Here is a 13839-nt window from a genome sequence, read left to right as displayed (position 1 = left end):
CCATGGCGCATAAAAGCGAAGAGCTGATCATCGAGGCGCTGGACGTTCATAAGTCCTTCGGTGAGCTGCAGATTCTCAAGGGCATCTCCCTGCAAGTGCGGCGCGGCGAAGTGGTGGTGCTGATCGGTGCGTCGGGCTCCGGCAAGACCACCTTCATCCGTTGCATCAATCTATTGGAGGATATCCAGGGCGGGCGCATCCGTGTCAATGGCCAGCCCATGGGCTATCGCGAACGGGCCGATGGCAGCCTGGTGCGTGAGTCAGAGCGCAACATCGCCCGGCAGCGGCGGGACATCGGCATGGTGTTCCAGCGCTTCAACCTGTTCCCCCACATGACCGCCCTGGAGAACATCATCGAGGCGCCGATCCAAGTGCTCGGTGTGACTCGCGCCGCCGCGTTGGAACAGGCCCGTGGATTGCTGGAGCGGGTCGGCCTGGCGGACAAGGCCGATCACTACCCCTCGATGCTCTCCGGCGGCCAGCAACAGCGGGTGGCGATTGCCCGGGCCCTGGCCATGAAACCCCAGGCCATGCTGTTCGACGAACCCACCAGCGCCCTCGATCCGGAAACCGTTGGCGAGGTTTTGGAAGTGATGAAGGAGTTGGCCGAGGAGGGGATGACCATGGTCGTGGTGACCCATGAAATGGGCTTCGCCCGGGAAGTGGCCGACCGTGTGGTGGTCCTGGATCAAGGCGAGCTTATCGAGCAAGGGCCACCGGAGCAGATCTTCTGTCACCCCATTCACCCGCGCACCCGGGCTTTTCTCAGCCGCGTGTTGTGACGGTTCCCGGCCACCGAATTCCTGTATTGAAGAGTTTTTGCCATGCTGACATTTTCTGCCCACGAATACCCTTATCCATCGCAACGCCAGAGCGTCTTCGCCCGTCGGGGCATGGTCGCCGCGTCCCAGCCCCTGGCGGCCCAGGCGGGCATCGAGATCATGCAAAAAGGCGGCAATGCCATCGACGCCGCCATCGCCACGGCAGCGGCGCTGACGGTGGTGGAGCCCACGGGCTGCGGCATTGGCGGTGACGCCTTCGCCCTGGTCTGGTGCAAGGGCCAGTTACACGGCCTCAACGGCAACGGTCACGCACCGGCCGCCCTGAGCATCGAGGCGGTCAAGGCCGCCGGTCATGAGCAGATGCCGATCTATGGCTGGACACCGGTGACCGTCCCGGGCTGCCCGTCGGCTTGGGCCGAGTTATCCCGACGCTTTGGCAAGCTGCCCTTTGCCGAGCTGCTGCAACCGGCCATCAGCCTGGCCCGGGACGGCTTTGCGCTGTCGCCAGTGGTTGCCCATCAATGGCAGATCGCGGTGAACGAGTTCACGCCCCATCGCGATGCCGTCCTGGAGGCCTGGTTCGATACCTTTCTGATCGAAGGCCGGGCGCCACGGGCCGGGGAGATTTTCCGCAACCCGGCCCAGGCACGCACGCTTCAGGAACTGGCCGACACTGGCTGCGAAAGCCTTTATCGCGGTGCATTGGCCGAGCGCCTGGACGCCCATTCCCGGGCCAGCGGCGGTTACCTGCGGGCTTCGGACCTCAGGGACTATCGCGCCCAGTGGGTCGACCCCATCCACGTCAATTACCGAGGCGTGGATGTCTGGGAAATCCCGCCGAGCGGGCAGGGTCTGGTGGCCTTGATGGCCCTGAAGATCCTGGAAGGTTTCGATTTCGATCAGCGTGACAGCCAACAGACCTGGCATCGCCAACTGGAGGCGATGAAGTTGGCCTACAGCGACGGCCTGCACTACATCACCGACCCCCTGCACATGCGCGTGGCGGTGGCGGACCTGCTCAGCGATGACTACAGCGCCCGCCGGCGCGGGCAGATCAGCGAACAGGCCCAACCGCCCAAACCCGGCGACCCCCACGCCAGCGGCACGGTTTACCTGGCGACCGCGGATGGCGAGGGCAACATGGTCTCGTTCATCCAGAGCAACTACCACGGGTTCGGCTCCGGCGTGGTGCTGCCCGACAGCGGTATCGCCCTGCAGAATCGCGGGCAGGAGTTCAGTCTCGATCCAACCCATGCCAACTGCCTGGCCCCGGGCAAGAAAACCTTTCACACCATCATTCCCGGGTTCCTGACCCGCAATGGCGAGGCCCTTGGCCCCTTCGGCGTGATGGGCGGCTACATGCAGCCCCAGGGGCATGTGCAGATGGTCATGAACCTGGTGGATTTCGGCCTGAACCCGCAAGCGGCCCTCGACGCACCGCGTTGGCAATGGTTGGGGGACATGAAGGTCGGGATTGAGCACGGCGCTTCACGGGACCTGGCCAATGCCCTGGCGCGACGGGGGCATGAGGTCCAGGTCGCCAGCGACCTGACCGACTATGGCCGTGGCCAGATCATCCTGCGCGACCCGGTCAGCGGTGTGCTGTGCGGAGGGACCGAACCCCGGGCGGATTCCCATATTGCTGTGTGGTGATGACCGGCTTCACTCATCGGCCATTCCTGAGTGAACCTTGATGACGACCTTGCCTTTGGCCCGTCCTTGTTCGACGTAGCCCAGGGCATCGGTCGTCGCGTCGAAGGGGAAGGATCGGTCGACCACCGGCTTGAGGCTGCCGGACTCGACGAGCGTGGCGATCTCACTCAGTTGTGGACCACTGGCGCGCATGAACACGAAGGTGTAGCTCACACCTTTTCGGCGGGCCTTGCGGCGTATACCGCTGCTCAGCAGGCCCGTGATCAGCCGCAGCGGCCAGGAGAACCCCTGGGCCTGGGCGAACTGCGCGGTGGGTGGCCCCGAAATGGAAATGAGTTGGCCGCCGGGTTTGAGGATCTTCAGCGACTTCTCCAGTTCATCGGCGCCCAGGCTGTTCAATACGACCTCATAGTCCTGCAGAACGCTTGAGAAATCCTGCTGCTTGTAATCGATGACAACGTCCGCTCCCAGCGCTTTGACCCAGGGCACATTGGCGGTGCTGGTGGTGGTCGCAACGAAGGCGCCGAGGTGCTTGGCAAGCTGGATGGCAAGGGTGCCCACGCCACCGGAACCGGCCTGGATGAACACCTTTTGGCCTTTCTTCAACTGGGCGGTTTCAACCAGTACCTGCCAGGCTGTCAGGGCGACCAAGGGCAGGGCGGCGGCCTCTTCCATGCTGGTGTTTGCGGGTTTCAGGGCCAGGGCGTTTTCGTTCACTGCAATCTGTTCGGCGAAAGTGCCGATGTGCCCATCCGGGGCGCGGGCATAGACTTCATCCCCCGGTTTGAAATGCTGGACACGGGATCCCACTCGCATCACGACCCCGGCCACGTCATGCCCCAATACCAAAGGAAACGAGTAGGGCAGGATCAGCTTGAATTCGCCTTTGCGGATCTTTGCGTCCAGGACGTTGACGCTGGCGGCGTGCACGCGAACCAGGACGTCGTGGTCAGCCACTTCAGGGGCCGCTACCTCGCCGATCCGTCCACTGTGCTTGCCGTAGCGGTCGATTAAAAATGCCTTCATGGTGCTTTGTTCTCATAAGGGGAGCAGCAGGCTGGCCAGGCATCGAGACATCCGGCGCTGTCCTTCGCGCCGGCGCCGGCTAAACATCCATCACGCCAGGTCTTGATAGCGCTCGGCAACATGGGACTGCTTGATTTGCCCAAGCAGGCCTTGGCGTGCGGCCTGCAAGGCATCCCAGCGTGCCTCTTCCTGCAACGGCGGGATGGTCACCGGCTCGCGGCGATCAAAACCGACCAGCGCGGCGTCGACCAGGTCACCGACTTCCATGACTTCGCTCAGGGTGTTGATATCGATGCCCGCGCGCTCCCAGATCTCGGTACGGGTGGCGGCCGGCAGGACGGCTTGTACGTAGACGCCCTTAGGCGACAGTTCCAGGCTGAGGCCCTGGGAGAGAAACAACACGAACGCCTTGGTCGCGCCATAGACCGACATGCCGAATTCCGGTGCCAGGCCGACCACGGAACCGATGTTGATGATCGCGCCGTCACCCGCTTTGACCAGGCGCGGGGCGATGGCGCTCGCCAGCCGGACCAGCGCGGTGGTATTGAGCGAGACAAGGTGCGCGACGCTGTCGGTGGACTGCTCGATGAAGCTGCCGGACTGGGCGGCGCCGGCGTTGTTGACCAGGATGCCGATGCTGGCGTCGTCCCGCAGTCGGGCTTCGACGGTTGTCAGATCGCTGATCTGGGTCAGGTCGGCCTGGAGAATGTCGACGGTAACGCTGTGTTCGCTGCGCAGCTTGGCGGCCAGGGCTTGCAGGCGCGCGCCGTCGCGGGCCACCAGGACGAGGTTGTGTCCGCGTTGAGCAAAGCGCTGGGCATAGACCGCGCCGATGCCGGTGGAAGCGCCAGTGATAAGAACGGTTGTGCGAGTGTCCATGGGTGATTCTCTTCTTCAAGGATGGATGGGTCAGTCATGCGCACTGGATTGCTCGTGGCTTGTTATTAGGATGATGATCGAAATCTAAACTGTCAACGAATTTGATTATGCTCGACATCTATGTATGATGTGAGCATGATTTTGAGCAGCACCAAGGAGTGAAAAAATGCGGGTAACCAAGGCCCAGGCCCAGGCAAATCGGGAGCACATCGTCGAGACGGCCTCTGTCTTGTTTCGCGAGCGCGGCTTTGACGGTGTGGGTGTTGCGGACCTGATGGCGGCCGCTGGGTTCACCCATGGCGGCTTCTACAAACATTTTGGGTCCAAGGCTGACCTGATGGCCGAAGCGGCGGCGAGCAGCCTTGCGCAATCGCTGACCGACAGCGCGGACATCGACGTGCCTGCGTTCGTCAATCTTTACGTGTCCAGGAATCACCGTGACGCCCCGGGCGGCGGTTGCACCCTGGCGGCACTGTGCGGGGACGCTGCCCGTCAATCGCCCGAGCTGAAGGTGACGTTTGCCAGCGGCATCGAAAATATGCTGGCGGCGCTCGAAAGCCGGTACGAGACCGGGCAAGATGTGGCGCAGGAAGAGGTCAGGGCGAAGATGCTCGACATGTTGGCCCATGCCGTCGGCGCGATCATGTTGTCGCGGGCCTGCCCGGACGATTCCGCGCTGGCCGATGAAATCCTCGAGATTTGCCGCGCCCGGATCATCGCCTCGCTGCCGCCATCGCCCGCGCAGCAGCCTTGACGGATAACGGTTGGCCTTATAGCGATGCCCTGACCACCAACGGGCAATCCACCGGCTGGGCGCCCGACACTTCAAGGCTCTCGATCAGATGTCGGGCCGCCTGGCGACCGATCTCGTAGTACGGCAGTTGGACCGTGGTCAGCGGCGGCATGAACAGTTCGGCGATGCCGATCATGTTGTCATAGCCCAGCACCGCGACATCATCAGGGATTTTCAAGCCACGGCCCAACAGCAGTTGATAGGCACAAAAGGCAATGCGGTCGTTGCCGCAGACCAGGATGTCGAATTGCGGACGGCCGTCGACGATATGCCGGTCGAGAATGGCGGCGGTTTCACCGTAGGCATCGTGATCGGAAAGGTCGTATTGCAAAAGTGCTTCAGGCGCCAGCCCGAATGCCTGGCAGGCGCGTTGCAGGCCTTGTTGGCGCAGGCGCCAGGCAACACTCTTCCTGGGTAAATTGATACACAGCGGGCGCCGATAGCCTTGGCTCAAGGCATGATGCACGGCGCGATACTGCCCGGCCTCATCATCCGGTACATAACTGACCAGTTGGCGGTCATCGGCCAGGCAATTGGCGAGTACCAGCGGCTTGCTCTTGAGACGCTCGGGAATGCTCACCTGGCGCAACCCCATGGCACTGAAGATCAAGCCGTCGGGGCGGTGCGACAGCATCAGGTCGATGTTCTGGTCGGTGGGCGGGTTGCTCAGCAGGTTGAGGATGAAGACGTTCCAGCCAGCCTGCTGCGCAGTCTGTTCGATGGACAGCAGCAACTCAACGGCGAATGGCGTGGTGGCGGTGTCCAGTGCGAACACACCGATGGTGCGCGCCTGCAGGTTGTCGCCGCGCATTCGGCGCGCCGACAGGCTCGGTACGAATTGCAGTTCATCAATGGCGCGACGTACCCGCTGAAGGGTTTCGGGGCTCAGTTTTTCCGGCGTGTTGAGCGCGCGCGAAACCGTCATCAGGGATACGCCGGCCAGCTGTGCAACGTCTTTCACGGAAGTCATGCGAAGTGCGGCCAGTCAGGTTGACGCAGAATCATGACACAGCGCCCGGGCTTCTCGCGACTCGAATGACGTGACTCACAGCCAACCCGAGCCCAGGGGCCAGGCGTTGGCAATGGCGACGCGCCCGCCAGTCCCGCTCGCCAGCAGCTTCACCCCGAGGCTATCGGGCCGCGGATAGAGGCGACTGCTGAGGCTGAAGCGGCCGCTTTCTTCAAATACCTCGATGGATGACCGATCGAGAAACACCCGCAGGTGCAATTGCGTTTGCGCCTGCTCGATCGACACACTGCGCTGGCCGCTCACTTGCGCACCCGAGCGGCTGCGATCGAGCACCAGGCGCTGCAGTGACGCGTCGTAGTACAGCAGGGTTTGTTCTTGCTCATCGGCACTGCAGCGCAAGGCGATGCCCAACTGACCTTCGGTGCAACCGAGCAGGTCCAGCTGCACATGGATTTCCAGCCGGTCGCCCGTCACTTGCGGCACCCGGCGACTGCCGGACTCGGCCCATGGCGCGACGCTCGGCAAGGGCGCCTGGCGCAGCGCAACCAGTTCCCGCGCCGGAAACACGCCAAGGCGATCACCCTGCAGTTCCAGCTCGCGGGGCAAGCCGAGCATGCCGCACCAGTGATGGGCCTGGCTCGGCATCGGGCTTTCCCACATGTCCAGCCAGGCCCACACCAGGCGCCGACCGTCAGCGGCCACCAAGGTCTGCGCGGCATAGAAATCGTGACCGTTATCCAGTTCGATGAACGGCCCGCCGCTGAAGTGCCATTCGCTGTCGAGGTGGCCAATGCGATAACCGGTCTGGTACTTGTTGAGTCGTTCGTAACCCGCCGATTGCATGCCCTGGGGGGAGTACAGCAGTATGTCGCGTCCATCGAGGCGAAACAGGTCCGGGCATTCCCACATGTAGCCATCGCCGTCAGTGCCGCTGGACACGTAGTCGAGGAACTCCCAGGCGCGCAGGTCGGTGGAGCGGTACAGCGGCAGCAGCGGCGTGTCGCCCAGGCGTGCCCCGGCAATCAGGTACCAATAACCATCCTCCTGCCAGACCTTGGGGTCGCGAAAGTGCATGATCGCAGCTTGCGGTGCGTCCTCGATGACCGCGCCCTGCTTGGCGAACCGGACGCCGTCGACACTGGTGGCCAGGCACTGGACCTGGCGGATGAAGCGTTCGTCACCCACCTCTCCCAACCAGGCGTGGCCGGTGTAGATCAGCGCCAGGGTGTCGCCACACACCACCGCGCTACCGGAAAAACAGCCGTCGCGGTCGAAGTCGTCGCCCGGCGCGAGGGCAATGGGCAGGTGCTGCCAATGCACCAGGTCGGCGCTCTTGGCGTGGCCCCAGTACATCGGGCCCCATTTGGCGTCGAAGGGGTGGTGTTGGTAGAACACGTGGTACTCGCCCCGAAAAAACACGACTCCGTTAGGGTCGTTCATCCATCCCGTGGGCGGGGCTAGATGATAGTCGGGTCGATAATCGTGGATCAGACGAGACAGGCCATCACTCAGGGCCTGCTGCGCACGTTCAAGAGAGGCGGGCATGGGATTGCTCAGGGTATTCAAAGACACAGTCATAGGGCGCCCGCATGTGCCGGGCGCGGGGCGATGTCATCGGGCAGGCTGTCGATGGCGTGGCGCTTCAACGCCGTGCCGTGCGCGTCGAACAGGTGCAGGTTGTCGATATCCAGTTGCAGTTCGACCCGATCGCCCACCCGCCATCCGGCGTTGACCTCGCAACGACAGACCATGGGGTCGTCCTGGCCGGTATCGAGGTGCACATAGGTCTCACTCCCGAGGTATTCGACCCCGCTCACCACGAGGCCGGCCGTTCCCTGTGCCGGCTTGAGGGCGACATGTTCCGGACGAATCCCCAGGCTCAGTTGCGCATTCTCTGCCAGACCCGAGCTGTCGAAGGGTAGGGATGTCATGCCCAACACCAGGCTCTCAACCTGGCTGGTTTCGCCTGGCGTATGCAGGAATGCAGCGATGAAATTCATCCTCGGTGAGCCCAGGAAACCGGCGACAAAACGGCTGGCCGGACGCTCATAGAGTTCCCGCGGCGAGCCGACCTGCTCGATGCGACCGCCATTGAGCACGACAATCTTGTCGGCCAGGGTCATCGCTTCGACCTGATCGTGGGTCACGTAGATCATGGTCGAGCCCAGTCGCCCGTGCAGCCGGGCGATTTCGTTGCGCATCTGCACGCGCAAGGAGGCGTCGAGGTTGGACAGTGGCTCGTCGAACAACAGGATGTCCGGCTCCCGCGCCATGGCCCGGCCCATGGCCACGCGCTGGCGCTGGCCGCCCGACAGTTCCCGTGGCTTGCGTTGCAGCAGTTTGTCCAATTGCAGGATCTGCGCGGTTTTCAGCACCCGTTCGCGCAGGCTGGTTTTTTCGGTCTTGGCCAGCTTGAGGCCAAAGCTGATGTTGTCGTAGACGCTCATGTGCGGGTACAGCGCATAGGACTGGAACACCATGCCGACACCACGCTCGCGCGGCTCCAAGTCGTTGACCCGACGTCCGTCGATCAGCAGGTCGCCGCCACAGATCGAATCCAGCCCGGCAATCAGCCGCAGCAGGGTCGACTTTCCGCAGCCCGAAGGGCCGACGAAGACCACGAATTCGCCGGCCGAGATTTCCAGGCTGACGTCACGAAGAATGCGTGCGCCGCCCAATTGTTTGTTCACGTTGTCCAGCTTCAACTTGATCACGATGCTGTTCCTTTCTTGTCTGTGTTGGGCCTCAACCCTTTAACGCACCGGCAGTGAGGCCGGAAACGATGCGGCGCTGGAAGATCAGCACCAGAATCACCAATGGCACCGTGACCAGCACCGACGCCGCCATCAACAGGCCCCAAGGCAACTCATGGGGGCTGCCACCGGAAATCAGCGCGATGGCAACCGGGACCGTGCGTTGCGAGTCGGTCAGGGTGAAGGTCAGGGCGAAGAGGAACTCGTTCCACGCGGCGATGAAGGCCAGAAGGCCAGTGGTGACCAGTGCCGGCCAGAGCAGCGGCAACAGCACGCGGGTCAGCGTGACCCAGGGTGACGCACCGTCCATGATGGCGGCCTCTTCCAGCTCATGAGGTAACTGCCCCATGAAGGTGGTCAGCACCCAGACGGTGAAGGGCAGGGTGAAAATCGTGTAGCTCAGGATCAACGCCCAGGAGGTGTTGTACAGGCCCAGGGCACGGATCACCTCGAACAATCCCGACAGCACCGCGACTTGGGGAAACATCGAGACACCGAGGACCATCATCAACACCGGGCCGCGTCCGCGGAACTTCACCCGGCCCAAGGCATACGCGGCGGTCAGGCTGAGGAACAGCGCCAGCGTGACCACGCACAGCGCCACCACCAGCGAGTTGCCGATGGCCCGCAGGAACGAGGCTTGGTTGAGCACGGCGGCATAGTTGGAGAAGTCCGGTTTATCGATCCAGTAGCTCACCTGGAACAAGGCGCTGGACGGTTTGAGCGACGTCACGATGGCGTAGTAGAACGGGAAGACTGCATACACCAGCAAGATCCCGATCAGGCACCAGAACCCGAGGCGCAACAGGGCTTTTTTCAGCAGGCGCGGGCTCATGAGCGGACCTCCAGCTGACGACGTCCGAGGTACAGATAAACCATGGCGATCACCGCAACGACCAGGAACAGCAAGGTCGAGGCGGCGCTGCCGTAACCGACGTCCTGGAATTCCACCAGGTGCTGGCGGGCATAGACCGACATGCTCATGGTGCTCGACGAGTTCGAGGTCAGCACGTAGATGACGTCGAACACCCGCAAGGAGTCGAGGATCCGGAAGATCGCCGCCACCAACAAGGCCGGCATCAGCAGCGGCAGGGTGACCCGCCAGAACACTTTCACCGGGTGAATGCCATCGACCCTGGCGGCTTCGTAGCAATCGCTGGGCAGCATCTGCAAGGCCGCCAGCATCAGCAGGGTGACGAAAGGCACGGTCTTCCAGACGTCGACGATGATCACCGCCCACATCGACAGGTCCGCGTCGGCGGTCCAGGCCAGGGGCGCGTCGATCAGGCCGAGGCCGAGCATCAGGTGATTGATGATGCCGAACTGGTCGTTGAGCATCCATGACCAGATTTTCGCCGAGACGATGGTCGGGATCGCCCAGGGAATCAGGATCAACGCTCGCACCAGGGCGCGTCCGCTGAACTGGACGTTGAGCAGCAACGCCACCAGCAGCCCCAGGACGATTTCCAGCCCCACCGACACCACGGTGAAATGCAAGGTGTTGCGCACCGCATTCCACCACTGTGGATCGACGAGCAGGCCTGACCAACCGGCACTGCTGTGAAACAGATAATTGCTCAAACCGACAAAGGTCGCATCGCCGGTGTCGGCCAGGCTGGCGTCGGTCAGGCTGAACCAGAAGGTGCGCAACAGCGGCCAGGCCGCCACCAGCGCCAGGCACAGCAGCATCGGGGTCAGGAACAGCCAGGCGGCGCGAACGCGACGGCGCTGTACCGGCGTTTCCCGGGTGAGCAGGTACTCGTCGTCGGGGACGAGTGTGGTGGAGACAGACATGGTGATTTCCTTCCGTGTGGCTTACCAGTTCCGGCGTTTGATCCGCGTCAGTTCGCTTTCCAGCTCGGCCAGGGCCTGATCCACTGGCCGCTCGCCCGCCAGCACGCCGTGCACTTGATCGAAGAAGGCATTGGAGACCCGTGGATAGCGATCGGCGGTGATCGAGGCGGGGCGCATGACCCCATCGTTGAGAATGCTGTGCAGTTGGCTGTAGTAAGGCATGGCTGCGAGCAGTTCGGGATCCTGGTAGAGCGACTCGATCACCGGGTTGTAGGCGCCAACCAGGGCGCGGTGTTTCTGCTGTTGGGCGCTGCTCAGGTAGCTCACCAGTTCCGCGGCGAGCTTGGGGTTGGCGCTGTAGCGCGACACCGCCAGGCCCCAGCCGCCGAGGGTGGACGCGTGGGTGCCGGTCGCGCCGCCGCGGGGCAGGGGCGCGACGCCGACCTTGTCTTTGACGGCGCTGTCCTGGCTCTGCACCAGGGCCCAGACATACGGCCAGTTACGCATGAACAGCGCGTTGCCGGACTGGAAGACGCCACGTCCTTCTTCCTCGGTGTAATTGAGCACGCCACGGGGGGCGATGTCTCCGACCCAGCTTTTGGCCAGGGTCAACGCCGTCCTTGAGGCCTGGCTGTTGACGACGATATCGCCTTGCGCGTTGACCAGCCCACCTTGCGGTTGGCTGCTGATCCACTCCAAGGCATTGCACGTCAGGCCTTCATAGGCGCGGCCCTGGAATACATAACCCCAGGCATTGGCGTTCCCGGCATCGCGCTCGGCTTGCTGGACAGCCTTGGCGGTGGTGGTCATTTCTTCCCAGGTCTGGGGCACGGGCTTGTTGTATTTCTCGAGCAAGTCCTTGCGGTAGTACAACAGGCCCGAGTCGGTGAACCACGGCATGGTCACCAGGCGTCCGTTCACCGTGGCGTTATCCACCTGGGCCTGGAAGTAACCCTGGGTGGCATCGGCAGGAAGTACCTCGCGCAGGTCCATCAAATGCTTGGCCAGCATGCCCGGCCACACCATGTCGATCTGGATGATGTCGATGTCGCTGGATTGGGCACTGAGGATCTGTTGGTAGAACGATAACCGTTCGGTCGCGGAGTTCGGCGTGGAAACCACTTCGACGCTATTGCCGGTCTGCTTCGACCACGCCTCGACGGCCTCTTTGCACAGTTGCAATTCGGCACCCACGGCACCGCAGGAAATCGTCAGGTTGGCGGCCGTCGACAGGGCTGGAAACCCGACGCAAAGGCCGAGCAGCGCCGCTGGAAGGAGCGATTTGAGCTGTTTCATAAAGCCCTCTTTATTTTTGTTTTTAGAAAAGTTAACGTTAACATCGCCAAATGTAGCAGTGTATTTGCGATGAGGCATCCTTTTTTTCCTCTGGTTTGACAATTCAGAACCAGGGCGAAAAAGGCCGGTCGCGGCAGCAGAACAATAAAAACAAAACAGGGAAATCCACATGCAGAAAGCATCAAGCTGGCTACTCGCAAGCGTGCTCGGCGTCTCGGCGACCACTTCTCAGGCCGCGACGCTGGAAGAGCGCATGGCCGCCTTCGAGGCCCGTGCCAGCGCAGCGGAAAAACGTGCAGCCGCCGCCGAACAACAAACCCAGGCACTCGCCAGGGAACTGCAGCAACTCAAACTCGCCACGCCCGCCCCGCAACCGACAGTGTCCGCCGTTGCGACACCCACACTCGATGCTCGTCTGGCAAAACTCGAAGCCCGCCAGCAAAGCACGGAAAAGCAGGGCAGTGGTGCGCACCTTACCGACGGTTTCAGCTTCAAGGGCTACGCCCGCTCCGGCTTGCTGATCAACGATGGGCTGGGCGGTGGGCGCGGCGGTCCGTACACCACCCCGGCCGGTTCCGTCGGTGGCGCTGTCGGGCGACTCGGTAACGAGGACGACACCTACATGCGCATCGACCTGTCGAAAGAGCTGTACGCGCAGAACGGCACCCGCTCCAAATTCACGGTGTCCATCGCCGATGGCGTGGAGAGCTCCAACGATTGGACCGCCGAGGAAAGCAACCTGAACGTGCGCCAGGTGTTCACCGAGCTCGATCACCTGGCGGCATTCAAGGGCAACGCGATGTTCGAAAACTCCACCCTGTGGGCTGGCAAGCGCTTCGACAGGGACAATTTCGACATCCACTGGTTGGACTCTGACGTGGTCTATCTGGCCGGCACCGGGGGTGGCATCTACGACGTGCAGATGACCAAGGACTGGCGCTCGAACTATTCGTTGATCGGTCGCAACTACGGGGATTTCAGCGAGGGCGGCGTCAATGCCGATGTGGAAAGCTACATCCTGACGTCCAACCAGTTTTTCGACGGTGGGCAGTGGCAGTGGATGTTCAACGCCATCGGCTCGAAGAAAAACGACTTCGGCACTCGCGTCAATGAAGCGGGACTGGCGCCGGCCGATTCCGGTTTGCACAGCATGGTCGCCAATCACCAGAACAACTTTTTCGGTCGCGAAGGCTTCTTCAAGACGGCGCTGCTCTATGGCCAGGGGTTGGGGGCTGAGGTCAAGAACGTCGGCGCCGATGGCGAATTGATCGACGATGCCCGTGCGTTGCGTGTGGCGTTGTACGGTGAAACGCCTCTGGCGCCCAACTGGCGCATCGGCCCGAGCTTGCTGGCCGAGCAAAGCAAGGATCGCTACGTCAAGGGCGACGACTACCGTTGGATGACCCTGAACGTGCGGTTGGCCAACGAAATCAACAGCAATTTCGAGATGGCCTACGAGATGAGCTGGCAAACCATGCAGCTCGATCCCAAGGGTTACCTGCAACGCAATGCGGTCGACGGTAACTTCTGGAAGTTCACGGTCGCCCCGACCTTCAAGCCCGACTTGGGCGATCTGCTCACGCGTCCTGAGCTGCGTCTGTTCGCCAGCGTCATGAACTGGTCGTCGGACCTGGACAGGTACAGCAGCACGGACTCCTTCGGCAAGACCGACTTCAACGCCGGCGGCACTTGGCAGTACGGCATTCAGATGGAAACCTGGTTCTGACGCCAGCTCGTTGAAACCTGAAGATGGCGGGGTGTCAGTCGACATGGATTTTGTTGACTGGGTACATATCCGTTGCTGCGGTAACCGCTACTTAGGGTTCCGCCCTTACGGCCATCCCTTTCAAGGTCTTTTCGTTTTGGCGGCCTTGATTACCCGGTCCGTTGAAA

At 62.3% G+C, this 13839-nt stretch carries 12 protein-coding genes; 4 read left to right on the top strand and 8 right to left on the bottom strand.

The window, feature by feature from the left end:
- Positions 1 to 2 precede the first annotated feature (2 nt).
- Positions 3 to 782, top strand: coding sequence for an amino acid ABC transporter ATP-binding protein (locus tag AC3A5O_RS22195; RefSeq protein WP_122566347.1), 780 nt, complete (start codon positions 3 to 5; stop codon positions 780 to 782).
- 42 nt (positions 783 to 824) lie between these two features.
- Entirely contained in the window at positions 825 to 2435 is a 1611-nt protein-coding gene (locus tag AC3A5O_RS22190) for a gamma-glutamyltransferase family protein (RefSeq protein WP_122566348.1), read from the top strand.
- Between the two features lie 9 nt (positions 2436 to 2444).
- Here the strand turns inward: AC3A5O_RS22190 and AC3A5O_RS22185 are convergent, their stop codons facing one another.
- On the bottom strand, positions 2445 to 3461 hold the full coding sequence (locus tag AC3A5O_RS22185) for an NADP-dependent oxidoreductase (RefSeq protein WP_487753723.1): 1017 nt from the start codon (positions 3459 to 3461) through the stop codon (positions 2445 to 2447).
- A gap of 90 nt (positions 3462 to 3551) precedes the next feature.
- Positions 3552 to 4340, bottom strand: coding sequence for an SDR family NAD(P)-dependent oxidoreductase (locus tag AC3A5O_RS22180; protein ID WP_122566350.1), 789 nt, complete (start codon positions 4338 to 4340; stop codon positions 3552 to 3554).
- Positions 4341 to 4506: 166 nt separating this feature from the next.
- Between AC3A5O_RS22180 and AC3A5O_RS22175 the strand changes: the two genes are divergently transcribed.
- On the top strand, positions 4507 to 5094 hold the full coding sequence (locus AC3A5O_RS22175) for a TetR/AcrR family transcriptional regulator (RefSeq protein WP_487753722.1): 588 nt from the start codon (positions 4507 to 4509) through the stop codon (positions 5092 to 5094).
- Between the two features lie 16 nt (positions 5095 to 5110).
- Here the strand turns inward: AC3A5O_RS22175 and AC3A5O_RS22170 are convergent, their stop codons facing one another.
- The 6 genes from AC3A5O_RS22170 to AC3A5O_RS22145 all read right to left on the bottom strand — a co-directional run bounded on the left by AC3A5O_RS22170 (position 5111) and on the right by AC3A5O_RS22145 (position 11946).
- Positions 5111 to 6103: a LacI family DNA-binding transcriptional regulator gene (locus tag AC3A5O_RS22170; protein WP_122566352.1), complete on the bottom strand. Its 993-nt coding sequence runs from the start codon at positions 6101 to 6103 to the stop codon at positions 5111 to 5113.
- Positions 6104 to 6178: 75 nt separating this feature from the next.
- Entirely contained in the window at positions 6179 to 7648 is a 1470-nt protein-coding gene (locus tag AC3A5O_RS22165; RefSeq protein WP_487753721.1) for a glycoside hydrolase family 32 protein, read from the bottom strand.
- 29 nt (positions 7649 to 7677) lie between these two features.
- Positions 7678 to 8817 carry an ABC transporter ATP-binding protein gene (locus tag AC3A5O_RS22160; protein WP_122566354.1) on the bottom strand — a complete coding sequence of 380 codons (1140 nt, stop codon included), beginning with the start codon at positions 8815 to 8817 and terminating at the stop codon, positions 7678 to 7680.
- A 31-nt stretch (positions 8818 to 8848) separates the two neighbouring features.
- Positions 8849 to 9691: a carbohydrate ABC transporter permease gene (locus tag AC3A5O_RS22155; RefSeq protein WP_305470656.1), complete on the bottom strand. Its 843-nt coding sequence runs from the start codon at positions 9689 to 9691 to the stop codon at positions 8849 to 8851.
- Positions 9688 to 10650 carry a carbohydrate ABC transporter permease gene (locus AC3A5O_RS22150; RefSeq protein WP_305470657.1) on the bottom strand — a complete coding sequence of 321 codons (963 nt, stop codon included), beginning with the start codon at positions 10648 to 10650 and terminating at the stop codon, positions 9688 to 9690. The genes AC3A5O_RS22155 and AC3A5O_RS22150 overlap by 4 nt, the downstream gene beginning before the upstream one ends.
- Before the next feature lie 21 nt (positions 10651 to 10671).
- Complete coding sequence (locus tag AC3A5O_RS22145; RefSeq protein WP_487753720.1) at positions 10672 to 11946, bottom strand: ABC transporter substrate-binding protein; 1275 nt, start codon at positions 11944 to 11946, stop codon at positions 10672 to 10674.
- A 169-nt stretch (positions 11947 to 12115) separates the two neighbouring features.
- Between AC3A5O_RS22145 and AC3A5O_RS22140 the strand changes: the two genes are divergently transcribed.
- Positions 12116 to 13672, top strand: coding sequence for a carbohydrate porin (locus tag AC3A5O_RS22140; RefSeq protein ID WP_487753719.1), 1557 nt, complete (start codon positions 12116 to 12118; stop codon positions 13670 to 13672).
- Positions 13673 to 13839: the final 167 nt, after the last annotated feature.

It is taken from the genome of Pseudomonas sp. Soil_N_39, assembly GCF_057655955.1.
This window is presented reverse-complemented; position numbering and strand designations above follow the sequence as displayed.